21 protein-coding genes are annotated in these 23,947 nt (G+C 39.6%); 18 read left to right on the forward strand and 3 right to left on the reverse strand.

Annotated elements, in window-relative coordinates:
* Positions 1–67 precede the first annotated feature (67 nt).
* The 6 genes from LVD47_RS22135 to LVD47_RS22160 all read left to right on the forward strand — a co-directional run bounded on the left by LVD47_RS22135 (position 68) and on the right by LVD47_RS22160 (position 5,253).
* Positions 68–796, forward strand: coding sequence for a carbon-nitrogen hydrolase family protein (locus LVD47_RS22135; RefSeq protein ID WP_236980740.1), 729 nt, complete (start codon positions 68–70; stop codon positions 794–796).
* Between the two features lie 22 nt (positions 797–818).
* Positions 819–1,493: a DUF4377 domain-containing protein gene (locus LVD47_RS22140; protein WP_236980742.1), complete on the forward strand. Its 675-nt coding sequence runs from the start codon at positions 819–821 to the stop codon at positions 1,491–1,493.
* Positions 1,494–1,644: 151 nt separating this feature from the next.
* Entirely contained in the window at positions 1,645–3,057 is a 1,413-nt protein-coding gene (locus tag LVD47_RS22145) for an aldehyde dehydrogenase family protein (protein WP_236980743.1), read from the forward strand.
* A 73-nt stretch (positions 3,058–3,130) separates the two neighbouring features.
* A complete protein-coding gene (locus LVD47_RS22150; protein ID WP_236980744.1) occupies positions 3,131–3,904 on the forward strand; it encodes an SDR family NAD(P)-dependent oxidoreductase in 774 nt (257 codons plus the stop codon).
* A 356-nt stretch (positions 3,905–4,260) separates the two neighbouring features.
* Positions 4,261–4,860 carry a YhgN family NAAT transporter gene (locus LVD47_RS22155; protein WP_236980745.1) on the forward strand — a complete coding sequence of 200 codons (600 nt, stop codon included), beginning with the start codon at positions 4,261–4,263 and terminating at the stop codon, positions 4,858–4,860.
* A gap of 27 nt (positions 4,861–4,887) precedes the next feature.
* Positions 4,888–5,253, forward strand: coding sequence for a DUF4180 domain-containing protein (locus tag LVD47_RS22160; RefSeq protein WP_236980746.1), 366 nt, complete (start codon positions 4,888–4,890; stop codon positions 5,251–5,253).
* Between the two features lie 228 nt (positions 5,254–5,481).
* Here the strand turns inward: LVD47_RS22160 and LVD47_RS22165 are convergent, their stop codons facing one another.
* The 3 genes from LVD47_RS22165 to LVD47_RS22175 form a co-directional block, all read right to left on the reverse strand.
* The gene (locus tag LVD47_RS22165) at positions 5,482–5,673 is read right to left on the reverse strand and encodes a type II toxin-antitoxin system antitoxin (protein WP_236980747.1); all 192 of its coding nucleotides are present in this window, start codon (positions 5,671–5,673) and stop codon (positions 5,482–5,484) included.
* Positions 5,674–5,766: 93 nt separating this feature from the next.
* Complete coding sequence (locus LVD47_RS22170) at positions 5,767–6,621, reverse strand: SPFH domain-containing protein (protein WP_236980748.1); 855 nt, start codon at positions 6,619–6,621, stop codon at positions 5,767–5,769.
* A gap of 686 nt (positions 6,622–7,307) precedes the next feature.
* A complete protein-coding gene (locus LVD47_RS22175; RefSeq protein ID WP_236980750.1) occupies positions 7,308–7,556 on the reverse strand; it encodes a zinc ribbon domain-containing protein in 249 nt (82 codons plus the stop codon).
* 356 nt (positions 7,557–7,912) lie between these two features.
* Here LVD47_RS22175 and LVD47_RS22180 point away from each other — a divergent pair, with 356 nt between their 5' ends.
* The 12 genes from LVD47_RS22180 to LVD47_RS22235 form a co-directional block, all read left to right on the forward strand.
* On the forward strand, positions 7,913–9,511 hold the full coding sequence (locus LVD47_RS22180) for a sodium:solute symporter family transporter (protein WP_236980752.1): 1,599 nt from the start codon (positions 7,913–7,915) through the stop codon (positions 9,509–9,511).
* A gap of 8 nt (positions 9,512–9,519) precedes the next feature.
* The gene (locus LVD47_RS22185) at positions 9,520–10,581 is read left to right on the forward strand and encodes a Gfo/Idh/MocA family protein (RefSeq protein ID WP_236980754.1); all 1,062 of its coding nucleotides are present in this window, start codon (positions 9,520–9,522) and stop codon (positions 10,579–10,581) included.
* A 33-nt stretch (positions 10,582–10,614) separates the two neighbouring features.
* Positions 10,615–11,982 carry an alpha-L-fucosidase gene (locus tag LVD47_RS22190; protein ID WP_236980755.1) on the forward strand — a complete coding sequence of 456 codons (1,368 nt, stop codon included), beginning with the start codon at positions 10,615–10,617 and terminating at the stop codon, positions 11,980–11,982.
* An 18-nt stretch (positions 11,983–12,000) separates the two neighbouring features.
* On the forward strand, positions 12,001–13,239 hold the full coding sequence (locus LVD47_RS22195) for an enolase C-terminal domain-like protein (RefSeq protein ID WP_236980757.1): 1,239 nt from the start codon (positions 12,001–12,003) through the stop codon (positions 13,237–13,239).
* Positions 13,240–13,261: 22 nt separating this feature from the next.
* Positions 13,262–14,764, forward strand: a complete 1,503-nt coding sequence (locus LVD47_RS22200) for a sulfatase (protein WP_236980759.1) — start codon at positions 13,262–13,264, stop codon at positions 14,762–14,764.
* 4 nt (positions 14,765–14,768) lie between these two features.
* Positions 14,769–16,247, forward strand: a complete 1,479-nt coding sequence (locus LVD47_RS22205; protein WP_236980761.1) for a sulfatase family protein — start codon at positions 14,769–14,771, stop codon at positions 16,245–16,247.
* An 8-nt stretch (positions 16,248–16,255) separates the two neighbouring features.
* Positions 16,256–16,873 carry a TetR/AcrR family transcriptional regulator gene (locus LVD47_RS22210; protein WP_236980763.1) on the forward strand — a complete coding sequence of 206 codons (618 nt, stop codon included), beginning with the start codon at positions 16,256–16,258 and terminating at the stop codon, positions 16,871–16,873.
* A gap of 203 nt (positions 16,874–17,076) precedes the next feature.
* A complete protein-coding gene (locus LVD47_RS22215) occupies positions 17,077–17,304 on the forward strand; it encodes a hypothetical protein (RefSeq protein ID WP_236980765.1) in 228 nt (75 codons plus the stop codon).
* A gap of 305 nt (positions 17,305–17,609) precedes the next feature.
* Complete coding sequence (locus LVD47_RS22220; protein WP_236980767.1) at positions 17,610–18,005, forward strand: hypothetical protein; 396 nt, start codon at positions 17,610–17,612, stop codon at positions 18,003–18,005.
* Between the two features lie 134 nt (positions 18,006–18,139).
* Positions 18,140–18,940 carry an exosporium glycoprotein BclB-related protein gene (locus LVD47_RS22225; protein WP_305067727.1) on the forward strand — a complete coding sequence of 267 codons (801 nt, stop codon included), beginning with the start codon at positions 18,140–18,142 and terminating at the stop codon, positions 18,938–18,940.
* A gap of 94 nt (positions 18,941–19,034) precedes the next feature.
* Complete coding sequence (locus tag LVD47_RS22230) at positions 19,035–19,808, forward strand: phage tail-like protein (RefSeq protein WP_236980769.1); 774 nt, start codon at positions 19,035–19,037, stop codon at positions 19,806–19,808.
* 47 nt (positions 19,809–19,855) lie between these two features.
* Positions 19,856–23,947 (forward strand): hypothetical protein (locus tag LVD47_RS22235; protein WP_236980771.1); only part of this gene is annotated, 4,092 nt, incomplete at its 3' end.

Raw genomic sequence — 23,947 nt, forward strand, 5'->3', positions numbered from 1 at the left:
AAAAATTATTGTTTCAAGTATCTTAGGAACTTGTTCTCAAACCACTTTAGGGCCTAAAAAAATAGCAATGAAAATAGCAATTGCTCAAATAGAACCCGTTATTGGAAACATTCCTGCTAATATAGAAAAGCATACTAAGTTGGTTAACCGCGCGATTTCATTAAGGTCAGATGCGATTTTCTTCCCTGAATTATCACTAACAGGGTATGAACCCACGATATCAAAAAGATTAGCCAGTAACCAACAGGATAAAAGGTTAGATGTTCTACAGAAATTAAGTGATGAGAATACTATAACTATCGGCGCCGGGTTGCCGACAAAAGACCACTTCGGTATTCGGATAAGTATGGTGATTTTCCAACCAGACCAACCCCGAAAAACCTATTCAAAACAACTATTGCATGAAGATGAAAAGCCTTATTTCGTTAATGGGAAGCAGCAATTATCTATTGCTGTAAAGGGTGAAATAATTGTCCCCGGAATTTGCTATGAATGTTTTCAACCTCAGCATTTTAGTATGACTGTTGAATCCGGAGCAGATATTTATTTAGCTAGTGTTGCAAAGTCGCTAAGTGGAATGAAAGAGGCAGAGGAATACTTTTCGGAGAAGGCACAGCAATACAATCTACTAGTCGCCCTTTCCAACAGCATCGGGCTTTGCGATGATTTTGTAAGTTGCGGAAAGTCTTCCATATGGAATAAAGATGGTAAATTAATTGGACAAATGGATACTGACATCGAAGGAATTATGGTTTTTAATACAGATGTCAATGAAATTGTAAAACAGTATTCATAATGTCTATTATAAACCTTCTGAGATGAAAATGTTTGAATATATTTTTGGAATTTTTTCTTTTACTCTTCTATTATCATGCGGACCTGATTATCAGACCTCTACTTTTTGGATCAGTGGATTTAAGACTGAATGTGCTGCTGGTGCCGGGGAAAAACGTTGTTTGTTAATTAATAAAAATACCAATCCAGGTAAAGGGTCCTGGGAATATTTTTATTCAGATATTGACGGACTTGAATTCAAGTCCGGAGCCTTACAACAAATAAAAGTAAAAGTTATTCCCCGAGAAAATGTTCCTGCAGATGCTTCTTCTTTAAAGTATGAATTGATTGAATTCGTTGATGAGCAAGAAGACCCTAGAGTTGCATTGAATGATATATGGGTGGCAGTGAATATAGACGGTAAGCCTGTTGAAAGCGACACAAATCGTCCCAGGTTGGAATTAAATTTAACCCAAATGAAAATCTATGGTTTTGATGGGTGCAATAATTACAATGGACCGGTACAAAACTTGTCCCTGGAAGATATTTCCTTTGGAAACCTGTTATCAACTCGAAAAATGTGTGTTGATCAAATGGAAACGGCTGATGCTTTCCAAAAGGCCCTCTCCAGGTCTTCCCATTTTGTCAGGGAAGGACTGACCCTTTCTTTACAAAGCTCTACCGGTGCAGAGTTACTTGAATTCAGAAAAGTGGATTAAGGTATTTTACAGATTAATTAACGGTGTATTTATTGAAATGATTGACACCAAAATGCCTGGAATTTATCTTATAAAATTAGCAGGCAGGTGAATTATGCGAAATCCTTAAAGGATAAACCCTAAATTCGCTGGATGCAAAATAAGAATGAAAATGAGTGAAGCAAATTCTGACAAAGAAGTTACCCAGTTATTTGAAATTCAAAAAGAAAATGCAGAGGCGGTCAAAAGGACATCAGCTAAGGAACGAAAGCTTAAATTAAAAAGATTGTATAATGCAATCCTTGCACATCGAGAACCTTTACATGATGCGCTATGGAAAGATTTGCGTAAACCAGGAACAGAAACGGATATAACTGAAATTCACCCTACGCTTGTGGAGTTTCGCTTTGCTATGCGGAATCTCAAAAATTGGATGAAGATAAAAAGTGTCAAGACGCCGATATTGTTATTAGGTGCGAAATCTCAAATTCAATATGAGCCCAAAGGTTGTTGTCTGATCATGTCCCCTTGGAATTATCCATTTCAACTTTCATTTGCACCACTTATATCAGCTATTTCAGCAGGAAATACAGTAATTCTAAAGCCCTCAGAATTCGCGGAAAATACGTCGCGAATCATTAAAGAGATAATAGAGGGGTGTTTCGGACCAGAAGAAGTAGCTGTTGTGGAAGGTGGTGTTGACGTAGCTACTCAGCTATTAAGGCAGAAATTTGACCATATTTTTTTTACGGGTTCTCCGGAAGTAGGCCGTATCGTTATGGCAGAAGCAGCAAAAAACTTAACCGGGGTAACCCTTGAACTAGGAGGTAAATCACCGGCGATTGTGGATGAAACAGCAGTTATTGAAAAAAGTGCGGGTAGAATTGCCTGGGCTAAATTTATCAATGCTGGACAAACATGTATTGCCCCGGACTATGTGTTGGTTCACGAAACCCGCAGATCTGAATTTCTTCTGGGGTTGAGAAAAGCCATTGAAGATAGTTATGGTGAAGAACAAAATAAGTCAACAGATTATGTCCGAATAATAAATGAAAAACATTTTAGAAGAATTAAATCGTATGTAGACTCATGTATAATGCAAGGGGGAAATATTGTATACGGGGGGAAATTTGATGAGGAGACCCGGTATATCCAACCAACAATAATTTGTGATTTACCGATAGATGGTAATTTAATGAAAAACGAAATTTTTGGTCCCGTATTACCGGTATTGTTTTATAATTCAAACGAAGAAGCTGTAAATATAATTAGGTGTTTTCCAAAACCGCTTGCATTGTATATTTATAGTAAGGACAAGCGAAATACGGATTATTTTTTAAGAAATACTACTTCAGGTGGTGTTTGTATAAACACATCAGCTATCCATGCCGGAAACCCCTACCTTCCTTTCGGGGGAGTAAATGAGAGTGGAATTGGCAAGTCCAGGGGATTCTATGGGTTTAAGGAATTTTCAAATGAGCGCGGTATAATGAAGCAAAGAAGACAAAGCGTTATAGAATGGATACGGCCACCCTATACAAAGGAGAAGCAAAAAATGCTAGATTGGTTAATTGAACGTTTATGAAAATGTAAAAAAGTTAACCCCGGAATTAAACAGGAAAAAAAGTTAATTACAACAACAAAAATTTGAAAATGATATGGGTTTTCATGGCAATATTGCAGTTGTTACAGGGGGGGCAAGTGGCATTGGACTGGAGCACGTTTTGCAAATGGCGAAGCAAGGAAGTACCGTAGCAGTGATTGATATAGAAGACTCGCTAAAGGGTTTTTCTTCCTTTTCGGATAAAATTCTTCCTTTTCGATGTGATGTTACAGAGCTAAGTCAGGTTCGGAATACAATAGAAGAAATTGAGGAGAGTATTGGTGCAATCGATCGGCTTATCCACTGTGCAGCTATAATGCCAGGGGGATTGTTGTCAGATACTCCCACGGAAGAGATTGACCGTGTAATGAAGGTTAATTATTTAGGAATGGTAAATACTGTTCAATCGGTATTACCCTATTTGTTGAAAAGGGATTCAGGTGACCTGATAGTTTATGGCTCTGTAGCGGGAATAGTAGAATCCAGACGGTTTGGAGCCTATGGAGCAAGTAAATCTGCAACCAACTTTTTTATGAAGGTACTTATGTCTGAAAATGAGGGTTCGGGAGTTCGGTTTCTTTTGGTTTGCCCACCGGCAGTAGATACCCCGTTGATCAATCAAGCTAAGAACAATGGTCCAGAATTTTTGCAGGACATACAATCTACCCGAAAACATTTGGTTTCTCCTGATTTTGTCGTCAAAAAAGTGGAGGAAAGTTTGGAAAAAGGGAAAAAAATTTGCTATCCCGGACCTGCCAAATGGGTTCAGATTTTTTATCCATTATTTCCAGGGTTAATTGAGAAAATCGTAAACAGTGGAAACATGTAATATCCTTTTTGAAGGCGTAGGGTTCCCAACCAAGTGAGGTGTTGATTAGCAATAATGCGGAATAGTACAGGACAAAAATCAAGATTTTGGTATTGGTAAAAGTTGATTAAAATTCCCTTTTTGAGACTTTGAATAATTGAAACCAACCAAGCCTTGAAAAGTGGATACCAAGGGTTTGAATACATATGGCCTTTTGAAAGATAGAGACATAAGGAATGATCTGACCATATAAAGTGAGCAGAGGGGTCAATAATACATGAAAGGGAATAGCAGGCAAATCGGATTTTATAACATAAATATTTATCTTACTTTAGGATTTAATTCTTTATTGCACAAATATTTAAAGGTCATACGATATGGTGGATTTTGGTGGTTCGGTCTGGTCTGCAGCGGTATTGTTGTTCTTTTTAATGGATCCTTTAGGAAATATTCCTTTATTGCTTTCGGTGTTAAAGGATGTCGATCCCCGAAGACAGAGGGTCATTATAGCAAGGGAATTATTTTTAGCACTGGTAGTCTTATTGCTTTTTTTATTTGGCGGGAAACCACTTTTAAATTTTTTGCACCTGGACCAGGAAGCAGTGACTATATCAGGTGGAATTATTCTATTGATAATTGGATTGAGATTAATTTTCCCAAAACCTGAAGGTGTTATGGGACATCAACCTCAGGGCGAACCATTTTTAGTGCCGATAGCCATTCCTATGATTGCAGGCCCCTCGGTAATGGCTATGTTGATTCTGATGACGCAAAATTCCCCGGGGAACCTTGGTCATTGGTTGATGGCGTTATTGATAGCTTGGGGATTGTCAGCCGTTTTATTATTGACGGCTCCATTTCTATTGAAAGTTTTGAAGGAGCGGGGCCTGTTGGCTATGGAGCGTCTGATGGGGATGATATTGGTTATGGTAGCGGTTCAGATGTTGCTAGAGGGGTTTAAGGCCGTATTACAATAATCTCGAAAACTGGCTAAAATAGGTGCAATGAAAATTGATGCATATAGAAAAGGAAACGTAAAAATTGCAGTAATTACCTCGGATGGGCATATTATTGAATCAGTGGAAGATGGGGTGGACTTAATGGGGAATATTTATTACCAGGGATATGACAAAGTAGTGTTATATGAAGAAAATATTACGCCCCGATTCTTTGACTTAAAAACAAAAATGGCCGGAGAAATACTGCAAAAATTTTCAACATACCGAATTCGTCTTTCTATAATAGGCACTTTTTCCAGAAGTAATAGCAGCAAAAGTCTAAAGGATTTTATCCATGAGAGCAATAAAATGGGGCAGGTTAATTTTGTCCCTGCTTTAGAAGAAGCGTTGGAAGGGGCCGAAAGAGTATAAGGAAATTTCGCCATTCTACAATTATCTGAATTCCAATTCGGAATGGTGGAAATATGAAACTATACCCCTGTGCTCAATATAGTTTCAGATGGAGAGGAAGGCGAATGTACAAGGCTTGCCCCAGCTTGTATGAAAGCTTTATTGGCGGCAAATTTCCCCTGTCGTATTGAGTTAAAAAAAGGGGAGGGAATGCGGCAAATTCACCTTCTCTCTCTACAAACATGTGTTCTAATCTTCGTTATTATTGGTTTCTTCGGAAGGTTTCTTTTTGGGAAGTCTATTCTCACTTTTTAGGGCATTGTAAATAATCCATTCCAATTGACCGTTTATACTCCGGAATTCATCTGCAGCCCATTTCTCAACGGCTTCCTGCATCTCCTCACTTAATCGCAGTGGTATTTGTTTTCTCTTTTTAGCCATTACAATACCGTCTCTTTTTTATTATTGTCAATTGGATTGCAGCTCGATTCAAATGAGGCTGCAATGAACCTTTACAAATATATGCATTCCCAATTACTGGTGAAGCGTTCCTGTATTAACTACGGGGCTGGCATCCCGATCACCACACAGAACTACCATTAAATTACTTACCATAGCAGCTTTTTTAGTCTCGTCCAAATCGATGATCTCCTTCTTATTCAATTCCTCCAATGCATGTTCTACCATTCCCACGGCGCCCTCTACAATTTTAAAGCGTGCAGCTACAATAGCTGTAGCTTGTTGACGCTTCAGCATGGAACTGGCTATTTCCGGGGCATACGCAAGGTACCCGATACGTGCCTCCAGGACTTCTATCCCTGCAATATCCAGACGGTTAGACAACATTGTTTCCAGATTTTCATTTACTTCTTCGAAGTCAGACCTGAGGGATTTTTCAGCATTATCATCGTCAAAAGTATCGTACGGGTAACTGGCGGCCAGTTCTCTGACTGCCGAATCAGTTTGTATTCTTACGAATGCTTCATAATCATCTACATCAAATGATGCTTTGAATGTGTCTCTAACCCTCCATACCAGGATTACACTAATTAGAACGGGGTTTCCCAGTTTGTCGTTAACTTTCACGCGTTCACTGTCAAAATTACGAGCACGAAGAGAGATGGCTTTTTTGACGTATAGAGGGTTGGTCCAGAAAAAACCATTGCCTTTCACAGTTCCCTTGTAGGCTCCGAATAATGTCAACACCTTTGATTGATTAGGGTAGACAATCATAAACCCGGGAATCAGAATAATTAAGAACAATAAAAGCACCAACCATAGTGGGTTTTTGGTCTGGAAGAAGAAATAACCGAAAAGAATTATGCCCATCAAGAATACTAATAAAACGATATATCCGGAGATAGCAGAGGTTGTTTTTTCATTATTCATAATTTCAAATTTAAATTGACATCATATTGATATCACAAATATATCAAATTATATTAAAATCCGTATTATAGCTATTGTTAATTTTCCATAGTGGGGAAAGAGTCCATGTACTTTTTTCGAATGGGGAATAGTATTGGTAATGGGTTGGGGTGGTAAAAGCTAGGACAATTCCGTGCCAGGACGATTCAGGATATTTGAATCATCTTTGACAGGGCCTTTCAAGGACCGTGAGAATCGTTTAATAATCAATCCCTTGCTGGTGAATATTTATTAATGAATTGATTTCTGGTAGTTGTGTGGAATAATTATTCAAAATATTCGTCTTTAATCTCCCGTAAAAAATTGGCCCACTTCTGGGGCTTTTACATGTTGCTTTTTTTGCTAAAGATTTTTCGGGGAGTTGACAGCCACGAGTACAGCTTTTTCCTGGCTATCATATATTTTTAAAAAAGAAAGGATTGATATCTCGTATCATCTCCAGTCATGGGCAAAGACTTACCTCTCGAAAAGAACTTTAAACCCTTCGAAAGGAAGGTTGTTAGTGCTTTTCTTCGGGCAGAAAAGGGCCGGCCGGAGTTTGGCAAATAAATGCAGGATACTATAGGATATTCATAAGAACCTGCATCACCATGGTTTAAAAAATAAAGACTAAAGTCAATTTAGTTTCAAGTCGAAAGATCTTCGCCCTAAGGCGAAGTATTCCACCGGGCCAGCTTCTGAATATTTCTCGAAACCATTTTATTTAAAGTGGTTGAAAACTTCCGTTTACTTTCTTTCATAGCCTGAAGGTAAATCTCGGGTATTTGAAAATCACCTTCCTGATAACAAAGCGAACAAAAATGTGATTCGGAAGAGTTCTCCAGAGAATATTCAGATACCTCTGATTCCACGATCATAGGAATTCCACAGCTTTTACAATTACTATATTTGGGCATTTTGCTATTATTTTGGAAGGTGTAATTTAATAAAAATATTTAATTGACTTGTGTTTATTTGACATCTTTTTTGATCTGTAATTGGAGCTATATATAGTTGTTGATTTTGAAAATTATGTACAATCTTTGTAGTAATACTATTACAATTTGAAAGAATATTGAGGCCTATTTTTATATACGAAAGGTGTGGTTGTGAAATATATAATTCTTTATAAACTGTTGAATTTGTCTATAGGAGAAGACCTACAAAAATCAAATAATAATATTCTTTGAGGCAAAATTAGGGCTATTGGACTAAAAATGCTAATTTAGCTTTACATTTTTTATACTAAAAGATACTTCAAGGAGGCAGTTTGATGAACGAAATATCTACTATTGATATCGTTATTACCGGAGTCTATTTGACGGGTGTAGTTGCTCTTGGACTTTGGTATGGTAGAAAGAAAAACACTACCAGTGAAGGATATTTTTTAGCAGGAAAATCATTGACCTGGAGTGTAATAGGAGCCTCTTTATTTGCTTCAAATATTTCTACTGTACATTTAGTTGGACTTTCGGAGTCGGGTTTTATTGATGGAATTGTATGGGGGAACTTTGAATGGTTTTCTGCTTTCGAATTATTATTATTAGCCTTTCTTTTTATTCCTTTCTACATACGGTCAGGAATTTCTACACTTCCGGAATTTTTGGAAAAACGCTATGATCAACGATCCCGTGTTGTTCTGGCCATTTTCAGCATTTTAGCTGCCCTTTTTATGCATATAGGCGTAAGTTTTTATGCCGGGGCTGTTGTATTTGAGAAAATTTTTGGCTTGGATATATTTTTTTCTATTATAGTCATTGCCATTGCGACAGGTATCTATACGATTATCGGTGGGTTAACATCAGTAGTAGTCACAGAGACTGTACAGACTGTAATTCTAATACTTGGGGCATTAATAATAACCATTTTGGCAATCCTGGAGCTCCCGGAACAGGGTATTAATACGTATACTGCTTTTAAAGAAGCTGCAGACCCAGATCGATTGAAGGCAATTAGTTTTGACTCGGGGCAAAAGGGTTTTACCTTTTTTGATATGTTATTTGGTCATCTTGTGTTGGGAATTTGGTATTGGTGCACAGATCAGACCATTGTCCAACGGGTATTAGGTGCACGTTCTGAGACGCAAGCAAGGCTAGGGGCTATATTTGCGGGATTTCTAAAAATTTTACCGGTTTTTATTATGGTTGTTCCGGGGGTCCTCGCTTTTGTCCTGTTCCGTAATCAAATCGGTGAAGACACCAAAAGTGTGCTGCCTGTAATGATAGTAAATTTATTGCCTGCAGGACTCAAAGGAATAATGATTGCTGCATTACTGGCTGCAGTGATGAGCAGCGTAGCTGCAGCTTTGAATAGTTGTTCTACTTTGGTAGCCTATGATGTATTTGGGCGTATGGCACCGGAAATGGCTGATGGCAGGAAAATATTAATTGGCAGGCTAACGGGAGGTTTGGTATTAGTGCTAGCAGTTATTTGGTCTCCATTTTTAGGGGATCTTGGAGGCATTTTTGAGTTGATAAACCAGATGTTCAGCATTTTTGCCCCATCAATAGTAGCTGTTTTTTTCTGGGGAGTGTTGTTAAAGAGGGGAACTGCCAATGCATCTTTTTGGACCTTGCTCCTGGGTAGTGTGTTCGCTTTGATAGTATTTGTTATCGAAAAATACCTACCGGTTAATGGCATAGCCAATTTCATATCGTCTCCAAAAGGGCTGGGCTTGAACTGGTTGCGCCAGACGTACCTGTTCTTTATATTTTCTACGCTAATGTATTTTACCATATCACTATTTGACCGATCCCCACAGTTTTTGAAGGATGATTTCTATCTAAATACCAAAAGGTCGGATCAACGGGTCCGGTTATTTAGCCTCATCCTGATGGTAGTAATGATATTAATTTATATTATTTTCTTTTAGAAGAAATTATGGAAAGGATAAAACAAAAACCTGAATTGCCGAAAAACCCTCTTCCCATTGTTGTAATTGGGGCAGGTGGGATCGTTACTGACGCACATCTTCCCGCATATGAGATCGCAGAATTTCCGGTGTTAGGGATTTATGACTTAGAGGTAGAAAAGACCCAAAAAGCAAAAGGTAATTATCCTTTTGTCCAAAGGATATACAATGACTTTGATGAACTATCAAAAGATTTAGATACGAACGATGTAGTCGTTGATTTGGCCATACCTGCGGGAGAGATTTTCGGGATACTTGAGAGATTACCGGATGGAGTGACTGTTTTAATACAAAAACCGATGGGGGAGAATTTAGAAGAAGCCCAACGAATTCTGAATATTTGCCGGGAGAAAAAATTAAAATCAGGAGTTAATTTCCAATTGAGATATGCTCCGTATTGCATAGCAGCACGACAGTTAATAAACGAGGGGTGGTTGGGCGATATTTATGACTATGAAATTAAGGTGTGTGTCTATACCCCGTGGCATTTATGGGACTTTTTATTCGATCTGCCTCGCGTGGAAATTTTGTACCACAGTATCCATTATATTGATTTAATACGAAGTTTTGCCGGAAACCCTGTGAAAATTTATGCGAGTTCGGTCAAGCACCCAAAGATGAAAGAATTGTCTTCAACCCGTTCGACAATAGTTATGGATTTTGATGATTGTGTACAGGCGAGGATTCTGACTAACCATGGTCATGACTTTGGCGGGAAGCATCAGGAATCATATTTCAAAATAGAGGGGACAAAAGGAGCGATAAAAATTACAATAGGAGTTTCTCTCGATTATCCTAAAGGTATTCCCCCCAGGTTTGAATATATTATTAACAGGGACGGGAAAGGTTGGAGAAAGTTGACTCTTACGGGAGGTTGGTTCCCCCATGCGTTTGTAGGTCCTATGGCAGGAATTCAGCGATTTCATTCAGGTGAGGATAAAGTGTTGTTGCACGATACTGAAGATGCTTTTGAAACCATGAAATGGGTTGAAAAAGCGTATAAAAGTAGTGAGAGTGGTGGAGTAAAATAAAAGAGAATTATGGAATAAATTAAAATATTGAAAATGAATATATCCGGCTTTTACAGGATAAAATTAGTAACGATTTTAATCTTTTTCACACTTTCATTTACCTGTATGCGGTCAAAGGCCCAATCGGGAGGGGGGGAAGCTTACCCGAATTTACAAACCAATCAAATAGCGCTGGAAGATTTCTCGGAAATGAAGTTTGGTCTGTTTGTTCATTGGGGCCCGGTATCGCTAAGGGGGACTGAAATTGGTTGGTCTCGCGGTAAGCAAGTTCCGATCGAAGAATACGACAATTTATACAAGGAGTTTGATCCAGCACTTTTCAATGCCGATACATGGGTAAAAACAGCAAGTGATGCAGGGATGAAATATCTTGTTTTCACCTCTAAGCACCACGATGGGTTTTGCATGTGGCCATCAGTTTTTACGGATTACGATATTGGCTCTACCCCTTATCAAAGGGATATCCTTAAAGAACTGGCCGATGCTTGTAATAAGTATAACATAAAATTTGGATTATATTATTCTATTGCGGATTGGCATCATCCACATTATACCACCCGGTACGGTGGTGATCCCCGGCCGGTAGAGGAATCAAACATGGAAATATATGTCGATTATATGAAAAACCAACTTAAGGAATTGATCGATCGTTACGACCCGTTCTTGATTTGGTTTGATGGAGCCTGGGAGAATGCCTATACGCATGAAATGGGAATGAACTTATATGCGTACCTGAGGACCCTGAAGGATGACCTTGTAATAAATGACAGAGTTGATAAGGGGCATCAGGGAGTCAAAGTAAAAGAAATAGAGAACCCGGAAAAATACGCGGGGGATTATGCTACACCGGAGCAAAGAATTGGGGCAGTTGATTTTAATTTACCCTGGGAAACCTGCATGACTATATGCAAGCAATGGGCCTGGAAACCCAATGATTCCATGAAATCAGTCGAACAAAGTCTTTCCACCCTGATCCGTACGATAGGAGGAGGAGGGAATTTACTGTACAATGTGGGGCCGATGCTGGATGGCAGGATTGAGCAGCGACAAAAAGACCTTTTAATAGCGGTAGGAACCTGGGTGAAAAAAAACGAAAGAGCAATATATGCCACAAAAGGTGGCCCGTACCTTCCCAATGACGATTTTGTATCGACGCGAAAAGGGGAATCTATTTTTGTATTTGTCCTCAACAGGGAATTGAAAGATTTAAAATTACCACTTACCAGGGAAATGAGAATAAACAGGGTTTCAAATTTGGCCACGGGAAACCCACTTGAATACAAAATGTACAAGGATAGTGTAATAGTTACTGTATTGCATTCCCCGGAATATCCGCAGGTAATTCAGATTGATATAGATTCAGACACAGGAAAATTAGGTCCGATTTCTTCAAGAAAATAAAGATTTCAATATAAATAAATGAATAGAACAGTAGTTATAAAAAAAGTACTTTCGGTAGATAAGAGATTTAAACTACAGAATGGAGCAGGAACGGATGCTATCCATACAGGATCATACTATGCCTATAGTGTTTGCCGGTTGGTCACAGATGGAGAAAGTGAAGGGATTGGATTGGCCTTTACACTTGGTGAAGGGAATCAACTGGTTTGCGATGCCATAGTGTATTTGGCAAAATATGTAGAAGGAAAGGAGATTGGTGAATTAATGTCTAATTTTGGAGAAACATTCAAAGCCATGGCAGATGATCCCGGTTTTCGGTGGTTAGGCCCTCAGAAAGGCATCGTTCATCTTGCTCTTGCATCCATTGTCAATGCCTGTTTCGATCTTTGGGCTAAAACGCAAGGTGTTCCGTTGTGGGACTTATTGATAAGTTGTTCCCCCGAGGAAATAATCAACACGTTGGATTTTTCTTATTTTGAAGAGGTTCTTACCCGGCAGGAAGCGGTTGATTTGTTGAGAGCTGAAGAAAAGGATAAGGAGGAGAGAAAATCTATTTTACTACGGGGATATCCGGGATATGACACATCAATTGGGTGGTTGAAATATAGCGATTCAGAGGTGATGGATAAAGTCCGAGAAGCATTGGACGCTGGATTCAACTCAATGAAACTTAAAGTAGGGTCAGAGGATTCTAGCCGGGATATTCGAAGAGCACATATGTTAAGAGAAATGGCTGGGCCAAATGCAAGGATTATGTTCGATGTCAATCAACAGTGGTCCTTAGACAAAGCTATATCCCTTTCCGGAGAACTGGAAGAGCTGAATCCATTTTGGTTGGAGGAACCTACTCATCCGGATGATTTGATCGCTCATATTAAATTATCTGAAAATACTTCTATCCCTTTAGCTCTTGGAGAGCACATTCCCAATAAGGTTCTGTTTAAGAATTTTATTCAAGCCGGTTGTATGAGCTTTAATCAGGTGGATGCTGTGCGTGTCGGAGGCGTTTCGGAATTTATCCTAATAAGTTTGCTTTCAAGAAAATTCAAAATTCCTGTTGTTCCTCATGTAGGCGATATGGGACAAATTCATCAACACCTGGTATTATTCAACCACATAAGTGTAGGCCATCCGGTAATATTGTTGGAGCATATACCACATCTTCGGAACTATTTTAAATTCCCGGTTGATGTATGTGATGGGGTCTACAAAGTACCGCAAAGTCCGGGTATGAGCGCCGATTTAGTTCATTACTAATATTCTCTGAAAACCCATTTTTATGAAGCTTCCATATGTTTTTATTTTACCGATTTTGATCTTTTTGTTTGGATGTGCAGACATTAATGATAAATCGAGCAATCGTCCCAATATAATATTCTTTTTTGTTGACGATATGGGGTGGCAGGAGACCTCTGTCCCTTTTTATTCTGAAAAGACATCGTTGAATGATAGATATTTTACGCCCAATATGGAAAAATTGGCAATGAAAGGTATGAAGTTTACGCAGGCATATGCGTGTGCTGTGTGTTCACCTTCCAGAATTAGTTTGATGACAGGTATGAATGCAGCGCGTCATATGGTCACTAATTGGACGTTACGAAAAGACCAGTCCCCGGACCAGCCTAATGATACCATTGAGTCACCAAAGTGGAATGTAAATGGATTAAGTGCGAAGGAAGGGCAAAGTAGGGCCGTCTACTCCGAAACACTTCCTCAAAAACTTAAACGAGTCGGATATAGAACCATTCATGTTGGGAAAGCCCACTTTGGAGCCAGGCAAACTTCCGGCGAGGATCCCAAAAACCTGGGCTTTGACGTAAATATAGCAGGTCACGCAGCCGGGGGACCGGGAAGTTACCTGGGTAAATATAATTACAGTGCAATATGGCGTGCACCAAAACAAGATATATGGGATGTTCCGGGTCTAGACAAATATCATGGAACAGATACATTTTTGACAGAAGCCTTGACGATAGAAGCAAGTAAAGCAATAAAAGATGCGGTAGAAAGGGAAAAACCGTTTTATCTCTATATGTCACACTATGCGATACATGCTCCCTGGGAGAAGGACGATCGTTTTTACCAGAAATATGTAGACCGGGGACTGGACGAATTTGATGCTACCTATGCATCTATGATTGAAGGGATGGACCAATCGTTGGGAGATATTATGGAAATGGTTGATGAATTGGGAGTGATGGAGAATACTATTTTTGTGTTTATGTCCGATAACGGTTCTCCCAGCCAGGCAGATCAAAACCTGCCATTGCGTGGGCACAAATTAACCCCATACGAAGGAGGTGTCAGGGTGCCAATGATTGTGAAATGGAGCGGTGTAACCCAAGAGAATTCAACAAATAATCAATACCTGATTATTGAAGATATTTTTCCTACTTTTTTGGAAATGGCTGGGATTGACTTCGAAAAAAGTGATGAAACAGACGGGGTTAGTTTTGTCCCGTTGTTGAAAGGGGAAGGCGACTATCCCAAAAACAGACCGATTTTTTGGCATTATCCTAATACGTATAATCAACCACCTTATAGTGCCATAAGACAAGGAAAGTGGAAGTTAATCTACCATCATACCAATAGAAAGCTTGAGCTTTTTAATTTGGAAGAAGACATCAGTGAAAGAAACAATTTTGCTTTTCAAAACCGTGAAAAGACCCATGAGCTGTCCAGGGCGCTGACAGATCATTTGTTATCCTCCGGAGCCCTAATGCCCTGGGACAAGATAAAACAAGAAACCGTTCCTTATCCAATAGAGGTAATTAAATTGTAATTTTATGATTAAGCTTTTTAAGTTATGCGGCGTTGTGTTTGTGATCTTGTTCTTATCCCATTGCCAAAGCCCCGGTGAAAAAATTCAGAACCCTAATATAGTATTGATCCTAGCTGATGACATGGGGTATGGAGATGTAAAGTGTTATTACCCCAACGCCAAAGTGGAAACCCCCAATATGGATGGTTTGGCCAGGGAAGGAATGCGGTTTTCAGATGCCCATACACCTTCTTCCGTTTGTACTCCGACCCGATATGGCATACTGACTGGAAGATATGCATGGAGAACAAAGCTTAAAAAAGGAGTTTTGTGGTCCTGGGACCCTCCATTGATCGAGAAAGACAGGATCACTCTTCCGCAATTACTCAAGAATAATGGTTATGCCACGGCAGCTATTGGTAAGTGGCACCTTGGGTGGGATTGGCCTACTAAAGATGACAGGACCGCTAAAGAGGGAAATGGGGAAAATGTAGATTACTCTCAGCCTATTAGAGGAGGTCCTTTGACTTACGGGTTTGATTATTATTTTGGTGATGATGTTCCTAATTTCCCTCCGTATACCTTTATTGAGAATAAAGAGGTGGTCTCAGTTCCTTCCATGGTAAAACCCGATTCCTTATTTGGAACACCGGGACAAATGACCAAAGGGTGGGCATTAGAGAATGTAATGCCGGAGATTACCCAGAAAGCAGTAGAATACATAAAAAATCAGGAGAATAGAGAGGATCCTTTTTTTATGTACTTCGCGTTGACGGCCCCTCATACCCCAATTGCGCCGGCTCCAGAATTCCAGGGGACCAGTAATGCAGGTGCCTACGGAGACTTCGTTCAGGAAGTGGATTGGGCGGTGGGAGAAATCATGAAGATTCTTGAGAAGACAGGAAAAGCAGAAAATACTATTTTTGTATTTACGAGTGATAACGGTTCCCCTGCGCGGAATGGTGAAGATTACAGTGGACCTACGGAATCTGTCATTGCAGAATTTGGTCATCGGGCGAACGGAGATTGGAGGGGATTAAAAGGTGATGCCTGGGAGGCAGGCCATAGAGTTCCGTTTATAGTGCGATGGCCTGGATACATTAAAAAGGATTCTAAAAATGCCGGATTGATTTCATCTTTGGATATACTGGCTACAGTACAAGACCTATTAGGGTGTAAAAAGGATGTGAATATTTCACCGGATGGTCAAAGCTTTTTAATGAATTTGGAAAATGGAGGTGAAGTAGCGAGGGAATCACTGGTTCATCACTCGCACCAGGGTGTATTTGCGATTCGAAAAGGGCATTGGAAGCTTATTCTTTCAGATCGTTCCGGTGGTTTTAGCGATGGGAAAAACCCTACTGGTTATGGAATTGATACCCCGGGACAACTGTATAATTTGAGTGAAGATCCCGGAGAGTCAAAAAATTTATATGATAATTTTCCTGAAAAGGTTGAGGAATTAACGGAATTGTTAGAAACTATACAAATGGAAGATAATTAGGTAAAATAATGAGTAAATTAACTACAAAAGAAAAAATAATACAGACAGCCATCAAAATGTATAATGAATTTGGTGCTCAAAATGTTACCAGCAGGCATATTGCTTCTGAAATAGGTATAAGTCACGGCAATCTGGACTATCACTATAATACGAGGGAAGATTTGATGATGGCAATATATCAGCAAATGAGGTCGGAGATGTCAGAATCCTATAAGCCGATGAAGGATCCAAGGAATTCCTTTGAGCACTTTCACAAACTGCTTATTCATCTTGATAATTTTCAACTTAAATATAGATTTTTCACCCTGGATGTATTGGAAATATCCAGGTCATATCCTAAAGTAAGTGAATTATTACACGAAACATTAGAATTGAGAAAGAATCAAATGTCTGAATTTTTTGATAGGTTTATAGAAGATGGATTGATTAAAGACAATTCGGAGAAAAGCTATGGTCGTTTGAAACATACGATACGGATTTTAATTACATTTTGGTTGCCACAGCAAGAAGTTCTTACTACGTATAAATACCCACAGGCCCAAGAAATGTCAAAACATATATGGGAGTTGATATTACCACATATGACAGAAAAGGGAAAAGATGAGTATATAAGAATTGTAATGTAAGTATTGTCCTTTATGTCGTCAACTCATTGTTTTGAAGTAATTTGATGAAGTTACGTCAGTTCTTTGGAGAAGATGAAAGCTTTGAAGGATCGAGATCTTACTAGCCCTGGGTGTAGCCCAGGGCTGAAAACAAGTAAAAATGAAGTTTCTGGCATTGATTTCCGCATAGCGAAGCCTTTGGCATTGCCAATATTGCAAAAATATTGACAGAAACAATTATTCGTCGAGTTCACGTTAAAGTAACAATTTTTGGAGGAGCAGATATTACATTTAAAAGGGTAAACGGTATAGAGATTAGATCTCAACATATATTGGGGTATCCTTCCGGTTTTCATTCTTTGGATCCGGGGAATATAACTTATGCTGTTACTATCCATAAATGTGGTTTGCTAAAACGTAAAACCCCATGGGATTTTCCGGAAGTATGGTGAATAATTAAAGCCTGCATTCCATGAAATGCAAATTTATTTTACTAATTAGAAAAAAATTAAGTAATTATTAAGTACTGAGGATTTAAACTGTTAGGATTAAATAATTGATTTTGTTGTTTATATATATCTGAAAATCAATATTTTATATGTATTTTTTGTTCTTCTGATAGATTCAAATTGAGTTGGTTGGTTTATTACATATTAAAAATTGTGCATATATTTTTTTGAAATTGTTATAATTTGAACAATTTAATTACTACATTTGAATTGAAATTGTTTTTAACCTGTTTACCTCATACAACTTTATGAAGAGATTCATAAAAGACTCTATTGCTTCAGTATTAGGGCATCATGCCTTAATTGAGCATGTCCGTAGAACGGGCATCAGTACACCTGTCTATGATTCGAGTGTTTACCTCGAAGAATTTTTGTACCCTACAAAAGCTTCTCTATTATTTTATTGGACATCCAGATTTAAAAAGACTTTGACTGACAATCATAATTATGATTTACATGAATTTGTAAATGATATGTTGATTCGTAGCAAACGAATAATTAAATCAGTATTGCGAATTTCTATAAGTGAGTTTGCTTTTTCAAGAGCGTTAGACTATCCCCTATCAGCGACCAGGTGTACTTTTTTTTCTTGCTGGAATACTAGAGTGAAAACATCTATTTACTTAAAGTATTTAAACGCTTAATTTATGGAGTGATAAATTAAATTTTAAGTGAAACCCCGCTAAGAACCAACCAAAAGCATAAACTAAAAGCCAAACTATTTTGAAAGGTCAATATATTGACCCTGTAACACTATTGAATGGGAAAAACTTAAAATATGAGAACAATAATTTACACACTTCTACTGATGTTTTTTATCCTGGGAGTAGGATATAGCCAAACAGGGATCGGGACGACAACCCCGGATCCCAGTGCCCAACTTGATGTTTCTAGTACGGAAAAAGGAATATTGATCCCGAGAATGACGGAAGTACAGAAAAATGCTGTCGTTTCCCCTGCAACCGGACTAATGATATATCAAACGGATGGAACCTCCGGATTTTATTATTATGATGGTTCAATGTGGCTTCCTTTCGTTTCGTCCTCTTCTTCTTCCGGAGGAGGGGCCATTATTCCCTTTTCTTCCGGATTGCCAATTGTAATGACAACTATTGCAGGTGGTTTGGTTGGTACTTCTGGAGCAGTAGCTTTTGGCAGTTCTGCCAATGGAATATCTTTAACAGGTGGCGTAATTGACCTGACAGGGGCCGCAGGGACATTGCTGAATATGGCCTTTTCGGTTCCAAGGGATGGAGTGATTACTTCCCTGTCTGGATACTTTAGTACTACGGTAGCTTTAGCATTAGTAGGTACTACGGTAACTGTTACCGGGCAGTTGTACTCCAGTTCGACTCCTGATAATACATTCACACCCGTCCCCGGTGCATTGGTGACTCTTTCTCCTTCTTTGACAGGGGTTATTTCATTAGGAAGTATTAGCAGCGGAATTACCTCAGGGTTAAATATTCCGGTTACTGCTGGAACGCGTTTAATGATGGTGTTTTCTTCTACTTCAGCAGGATTGTCATTAATCAATACGGTTGCAGGTTATGCCAGTGGGGGGGTAACTATCGACTAGTTTGGTAGTAATATCTTCTAAATAACCTAACGTGATGAAAGAGTAAAAATATACTAGAAACATTTTTTGATATAAAACCTGGAAAACTTAAAATATGAAAACAATAATTTACACATTCCTATTAATCTTTCTTTTCCTGGGAGGCGTGTATAGCCAGACCGGTATCGGTACTACTACACCTGATCCCAGTGCTCAACTCGATGTGACCAGTTCGGACAAGGGGTTATTAACACCTCGCATGACTAAAGCCCAAAGAACAGGAATAGCCAGCCCTGCTACGGGGTTGCTCGTATACCAGACTGATGTAGTCGACTCTACAGGATTTTATTATTTTGATGGAACCGAGTGGATATATTTGTTCCCTTCATCCGGTGGTGGCGGTGGCGGAGATTTTGAAGGATTTTCTGCCTCTAAAACATCTTTTAGCGCAAGTTCAAGTACCCAATTCAGTAATTGGTCGGTTGCTTCACCTTTCTATGGCTCAGCTGCATTTAATAATACCACGGGAAGTTATACGGTTCCGGAAACTGGAAAATACCGTATTTCCGCTACCATTAATTATTCTACAACCGCTGCTGTCACCGTTTCACTAGGGGCAGGTGTGGAACCTTCCTTTGTTGTGCGGAGAACCTCTCCGATGATGACAGACCTGGTAGGAGGTAACCTGCCGATATTAAATGTGAATGTAGCTTTGGTACTAACCTTACGTGCGGTGCTGGGAACCGGCCAGGTGGCTTTGAGTGGGGATGTTGAGCTTAATGCCGGGGATGAGATAGGTTTGTTTTACGAAGCGGATGGCTTGACCATTAACCTCGATCTGGGAGGAGGAGGTTCGGGTATTACCTGGTCTGTAACCAAACTTGATTAGAAGCAGATGTTCGGAATGTTATCTAATAACTGCTTAAAACAACAATTATGAAAAATAAATTTACTTGGTTATATATATTCTTTCTTTTCCTGGGAGTTTTTAAGGCTTTAGCCCAGGCACCAGGATCTGTGACCAGCCATACAGGACTGACCATTACCGGTCCCGGATTGGTTTCTGATGTTTCTGAAACATTAATAATAGGACCCGGAACATACACCATTGACGGAACATGGTATATTTACAGTAAGTATGTATGGATTGATCCTGCAGCTGATATCAGCGGAGATGGAACCATACGGTTTTACAATTCAATTGATGGCGGTGCTGCCGATTCTTCAGCTACCTATATAGATGGCAACAATGTGCTGGTCGATGTAAATACTGAGCTTTATAATACCGCCAACATGATTTTAGCGGATATGGCTTTTATATTACCTGATATGTCTTGGTCGAACCTGGCTGACACAGCCTCATTGGGAATAGGCAGAGACTTCAGCTTTCAAGTGGACAGCGGAGATGTTATTCTGGGAATGGAGTTAATGATACCTGTACCTCCTATGCATTTTTCTTCAATAGAGAATACGGCCTCTACTATCACGGATTTCATTTTTGATTCTGATGCCACTATTAGTAATTATCGACCGGAGCGTATGGTAGTGACGAGCAATAGCATTCAGGGACATATGGTGAAACAGGCTTATACAGGATCATTTGAATTTCCTGTAGGTATAGCAGAGGGTGATTATACTCCTGCGGAAATTACAAATAACGGTGCTGGTACTGGCGTACATGTTAGTGTGCAGGATTACTTAGAAAGCGTATCTGATGAACTAACAGGTTCTATGGGTAATGGTATGGATCGTACATGGCATATTTATGCAGATGACACCGGGACGGACTGGGAAATTAATTTACAACATAATCTGGCCACCAACCAATCGCTATTCAATAATATGGAGCACTTTGTCACACAATGGAGTGCTATGACTCCCAATAGTAGCGGTGATGTAGCACTGTCTACCACTGCCTGGCAAAGCAATACGCTGGGAGCCGGGACTGCCGGAGATATAGTCACTCCTGCCGGGACAGTTGCCGGATCTTCAATGAGAGACCGTAGCTATTCAACTTTGGCTACATCCGGAACTGATGAAACCAGTTATTTTTCCAAGAGTAGTAGTCAGATTTCCCCTCTTTCTTGTCTACCGCCAATTCTTGTTTGTGGCGAATTGGATACTATAGTAGATTGCATGACTTCATTGGATACCGCCATTCTTGGGGTTCCGGAAATAACTTCGGAATGTGGTATCGATACGATATATTTTTCAGACGAAACCATAGATTTAGCTTGTGCAGATACTGTTTACAGAGAATGGTTTGTTATGGATCTCAATGGGAATCTGGATAGTTGTATTCAGACGATTACAATACAAGATACGGTTGCGCCTGAGATCATGACAGAACTAGAAGTAGAGGTTGTAGTTCTTTGCGGGGAATCAATTCCGGAAGCGGACACAACTTTGATCACTGCTACAGACAATTGCGCACCGGCGGACAGCCTGGTGATCACCGTTTCGGATATGGACAACGGGGGTGTTGGCACAGCTGATGACCCATTAGTTTTAACAAGGACCTATACGGTAACGGATCCTTGTGGATTAACTTCCGAGTTTATCCAGACCTTTACCATTAGTGATTGTATGCCGGAATTGATGGTGTTTAAGGAGCTTGCGGAAGGTCCTACAAACAACGGTATGGGTGAATACACAATAAGTTATAATCTTATTATTGAAAACATGGGGACTTTCCCGGGTGAATACGATTTAAGTGATACTCTGAAGTTTGGGGCAGGCGCTGTCATTAGCAGTGCAACAGCATCCTATGTGAATGGAGACGGTTTGATGGGGATGTTAAATACAGATGTTCTGAGCGACCCAATTGTAGTTGAAAATGATTCATTGGGGATAGGAGCAAGTGATACCTTTCTTGTCGAGGTAATATTTACATTGGATCCGATGTTGGTGACGGAAACAAGTGCGAATTGTGAAGATGATGATGGAGAAGACGGAAATACAGGCTTGCGCAATATAGCTACCATATCAAATGATACATTAAACAATTCTGACACCATCTGTATAGAAATGCCTTGTTTACCGGTGACATTTGAAGATTGTGGAAGCCTTGATACCCTGGTAAATTGTGATTCGGATTTGGATTCAACTACGCTGGGTGTACCTGAGATTATTGCTGCCTGTGGGGTAGATACCATATATTTTGCGGATGATACTGCAAATATAGACATGAACTGTACGGTTACCATATACCGGAATTGGTATGTAGAAGACCTGGACGGTAATTTGGATAGTTGTATACAGGCAATTACCGTACAGGATACGGTCGCGCCAGAGATCATGACTGAGCTTGAAGAAGATGTATTGGTTTCCTGTAGTGATGGAATTCCGGAAGCGGATACTACCTTGATCACTGCCACTGACAATTGTGCTCCTTTTGACAGCCTGGTAATTGCTGTTTCTGATATGGATAATGGAGGTGTTGGAACAGCAGGGGACCCGCTGGTATTAACAAGAACCTATACTGTAACGGATCCATGCGGGCTGACTTCTGAATTTGTACAGACCTTTACGATTAATGATTGTACCCCAGCATTTGAAATCAGTAAAGAAGTTCTGGATGGCCCCAATGAATTAGGAGGATCGGAATATGAAATTACCTATCAGTTGATCGTAGAGAATATAGGAAATGGACCGGGAGAATACGACTTAAATGACACCTTGAAATTTGGTGTTGGAGCAACGATAATTAGTGCTGTCCCTTCATATGCCGGAGGGCCAGGATTAAATGGATCTATTTCCACCGATGCGATTAGTGACCCTGTAATAGTTGAAGGACAGGAACTGGGAACAGAACAATTGGACACATTTGAAGTGGAAGTTGTATTTTCAGTTGATCCTTGTACAGCAACCGAAGCAAGTGCAAATTGTGATGATGATGCCGGTGAAAATGGGAATACAGGCTTACGTAATATAAGTTCTGTATTCGATGGGAATGTATATGTAGTGGATACTATTTGTGCTAATATGCCGATACCTGAAATTCCGGACGGACCATTGAATTGTGTCTCCGTCATCAGTCCCGCTATAGATGCTGAAGGATATATTTCAATCCAGATTGTAGAAATGGTGCCTAATGCCAATTGTATGCCTGTTCACGATGTACAGGTATTCAATGAATGGAATGCTGAAATATGGAGTGAAGAAGATTTAATTGGGACAGATTATATTTTGGAAGGGGTCAATATATGTGATTATTTAGGTAAAAAACTTACGGTTCGAATAAGTAATGGGATTAGCACTTGTGAAACTATGCTGATTTTTGATAAAGTAGCAGAACCCATCCTTACTTCTGCCTTTGGTACTACCATCAATGAAGCAAGTGACCTGGATATTCCCACAGCCCGTATTGATACGGGATTATTGGTAACCTATTGTGGATATGTACCTGAACCTTCAGATCATGAACCTGGAGTTGAAGTACCCTGTGGAAGAAGCTATCAGGGACTTGCAGCACAACCTGATTGGATAGAAGTGATAAATTGCAATGAAGCAAGCGATACTTCGGAAATTATCTATCGTACGTGGGAAGTATTTAATGGTGAAAATGAAATTGCAACCCTGACGGATACGATTGTGGTATTGCGATTGCCGATGATGACGGCGGAGTCGTTTGTAGGGTATATGGAAGATACGGTGTATTGCGAAATCGAGCCATTGGAAGAAGAAGGAGAAAGTATAAAAAGATATGCAGCGTGGAAGCAGCCGTTGGGTATCCACGATTACGAAGAAGCGTATAGCAAATTAGGCGGTGTGGCGTATCAATTGCCAGCATCTATTATAGGTGCGGGGTTGATCAATGCCTATGCACAGGGAGAGAATGTATGGGAAGAATACCTGGAGTGTGTGATACTGAAGAAGGTAGACGGTACGGAGATTACTATTGGTGATATAGTTGGAGACTTTGGAGGTAGTCCATTTGATACGGAATACATTGAGTATTTAGCAGATAATACGAATAGCAGTCAGTTAGGATATGGCTTTTTGCATGGGATATATGAATTGGGCGAA

Source organism: Membranihabitans maritimus (genome assembly GCF_021729145.1).
Classification (GTDB): domain Bacteria; phylum Bacteroidota; class Bacteroidia; order Chitinophagales; family Saprospiraceae; genus Membranihabitans; species Membranihabitans maritimus.

Bases quoted from the DNA above. Each gene is read 5' to 3' on its own strand.
- LVD47_RS22190 (WP_236980755.1), top strand. From the start codon at position 10,615: ATGAATATATCCGGCTTTTACAGGATAAAATTAGTAACGATTTTAATC.
- LVD47_RS22200 (WP_236980759.1), top strand. From the start codon at position 13,262: ATGAAGCTTCCATATGTTTTTATTTTACCGATTTTGATCTTTTTGTTT.
- LVD47_RS22150 (WP_236980744.1), top strand. From the start codon at position 3,131: ATGGGTTTTCATGGCAATATTGCAGTTGTTACAGGGGGGGCAAGTGGC.
- LVD47_RS22220 (WP_236980767.1), top strand. From the start codon at position 17,610: ATGAAGAGATTCATAAAAGACTCTATTGCTTCAGTATTAGGGCATCAT.
- LVD47_RS22225 (WP_305067727.1), top strand. From the start codon at position 18,140: ATGAGAACAATAATTTACACACTTCTACTGATGTTTTTTATCCTGGGA.
- LVD47_RS22180 (WP_236980752.1), top strand. From the start codon at position 7,913: ATGAACGAAATATCTACTATTGATATCGTTATTACCGGAGTCTATTTG.
- LVD47_RS22185 (WP_236980754.1), top strand. From the start codon at position 9,520: ATGGAAAGGATAAAACAAAAACCTGAATTGCCGAAAAACCCTCTTCCC.
- LVD47_RS22135 (WP_236980740.1), top strand. From the start codon at position 68: ATGAAAATAGCAATTGCTCAAATAGAACCCGTTATTGGAAACATTCCT.
- LVD47_RS22205 (WP_236980761.1), top strand. From the start codon at position 14,769: ATGATTAAGCTTTTTAAGTTATGCGGCGTTGTGTTTGTGATCTTGTTC.
- LVD47_RS22175 (WP_236980750.1), bottom strand. From the start codon at position 7,556: ATGCCCAAATATAGTAATTGTAAAAGCTGTGGAATTCCTATGATCGTG.
- LVD47_RS22160 (WP_236980746.1), top strand. From the start codon at position 4,888: ATGAAAATTGATGCATATAGAAAAGGAAACGTAAAAATTGCAGTAATT.
- LVD47_RS22170 (WP_236980748.1), bottom strand. From the start codon at position 6,621: ATGAATAATGAAAAAACAACCTCTGCTATCTCCGGATATATCGTTTTA.
- LVD47_RS22230 (WP_236980769.1), top strand. From the start codon at position 19,035: ATGAAAACAATAATTTACACATTCCTATTAATCTTTCTTTTCCTGGGA.
- LVD47_RS22165 (WP_236980747.1), bottom strand. From the start codon at position 5,673: ATGGCTAAAAAGAGAAAACAAATACCACTGCGATTAAGTGAGGAGATG.
- LVD47_RS22210 (WP_236980763.1), top strand. From the start codon at position 16,256: ATGAGTAAATTAACTACAAAAGAAAAAATAATACAGACAGCCATCAAA.
- LVD47_RS22140 (WP_236980742.1), top strand. From the start codon at position 819: ATGAAAATGTTTGAATATATTTTTGGAATTTTTTCTTTTACTCTTCTA.
- LVD47_RS22195 (WP_236980757.1), top strand. From the start codon at position 12,001: ATGAATAGAACAGTAGTTATAAAAAAAGTACTTTCGGTAGATAAGAGA.
- LVD47_RS22155 (WP_236980745.1), top strand. From the start codon at position 4,261: ATGGTGGATTTTGGTGGTTCGGTCTGGTCTGCAGCGGTATTGTTGTTC.
- LVD47_RS22145 (WP_236980743.1), top strand. From the start codon at position 1,645: ATGAGTGAAGCAAATTCTGACAAAGAAGTTACCCAGTTATTTGAAATT.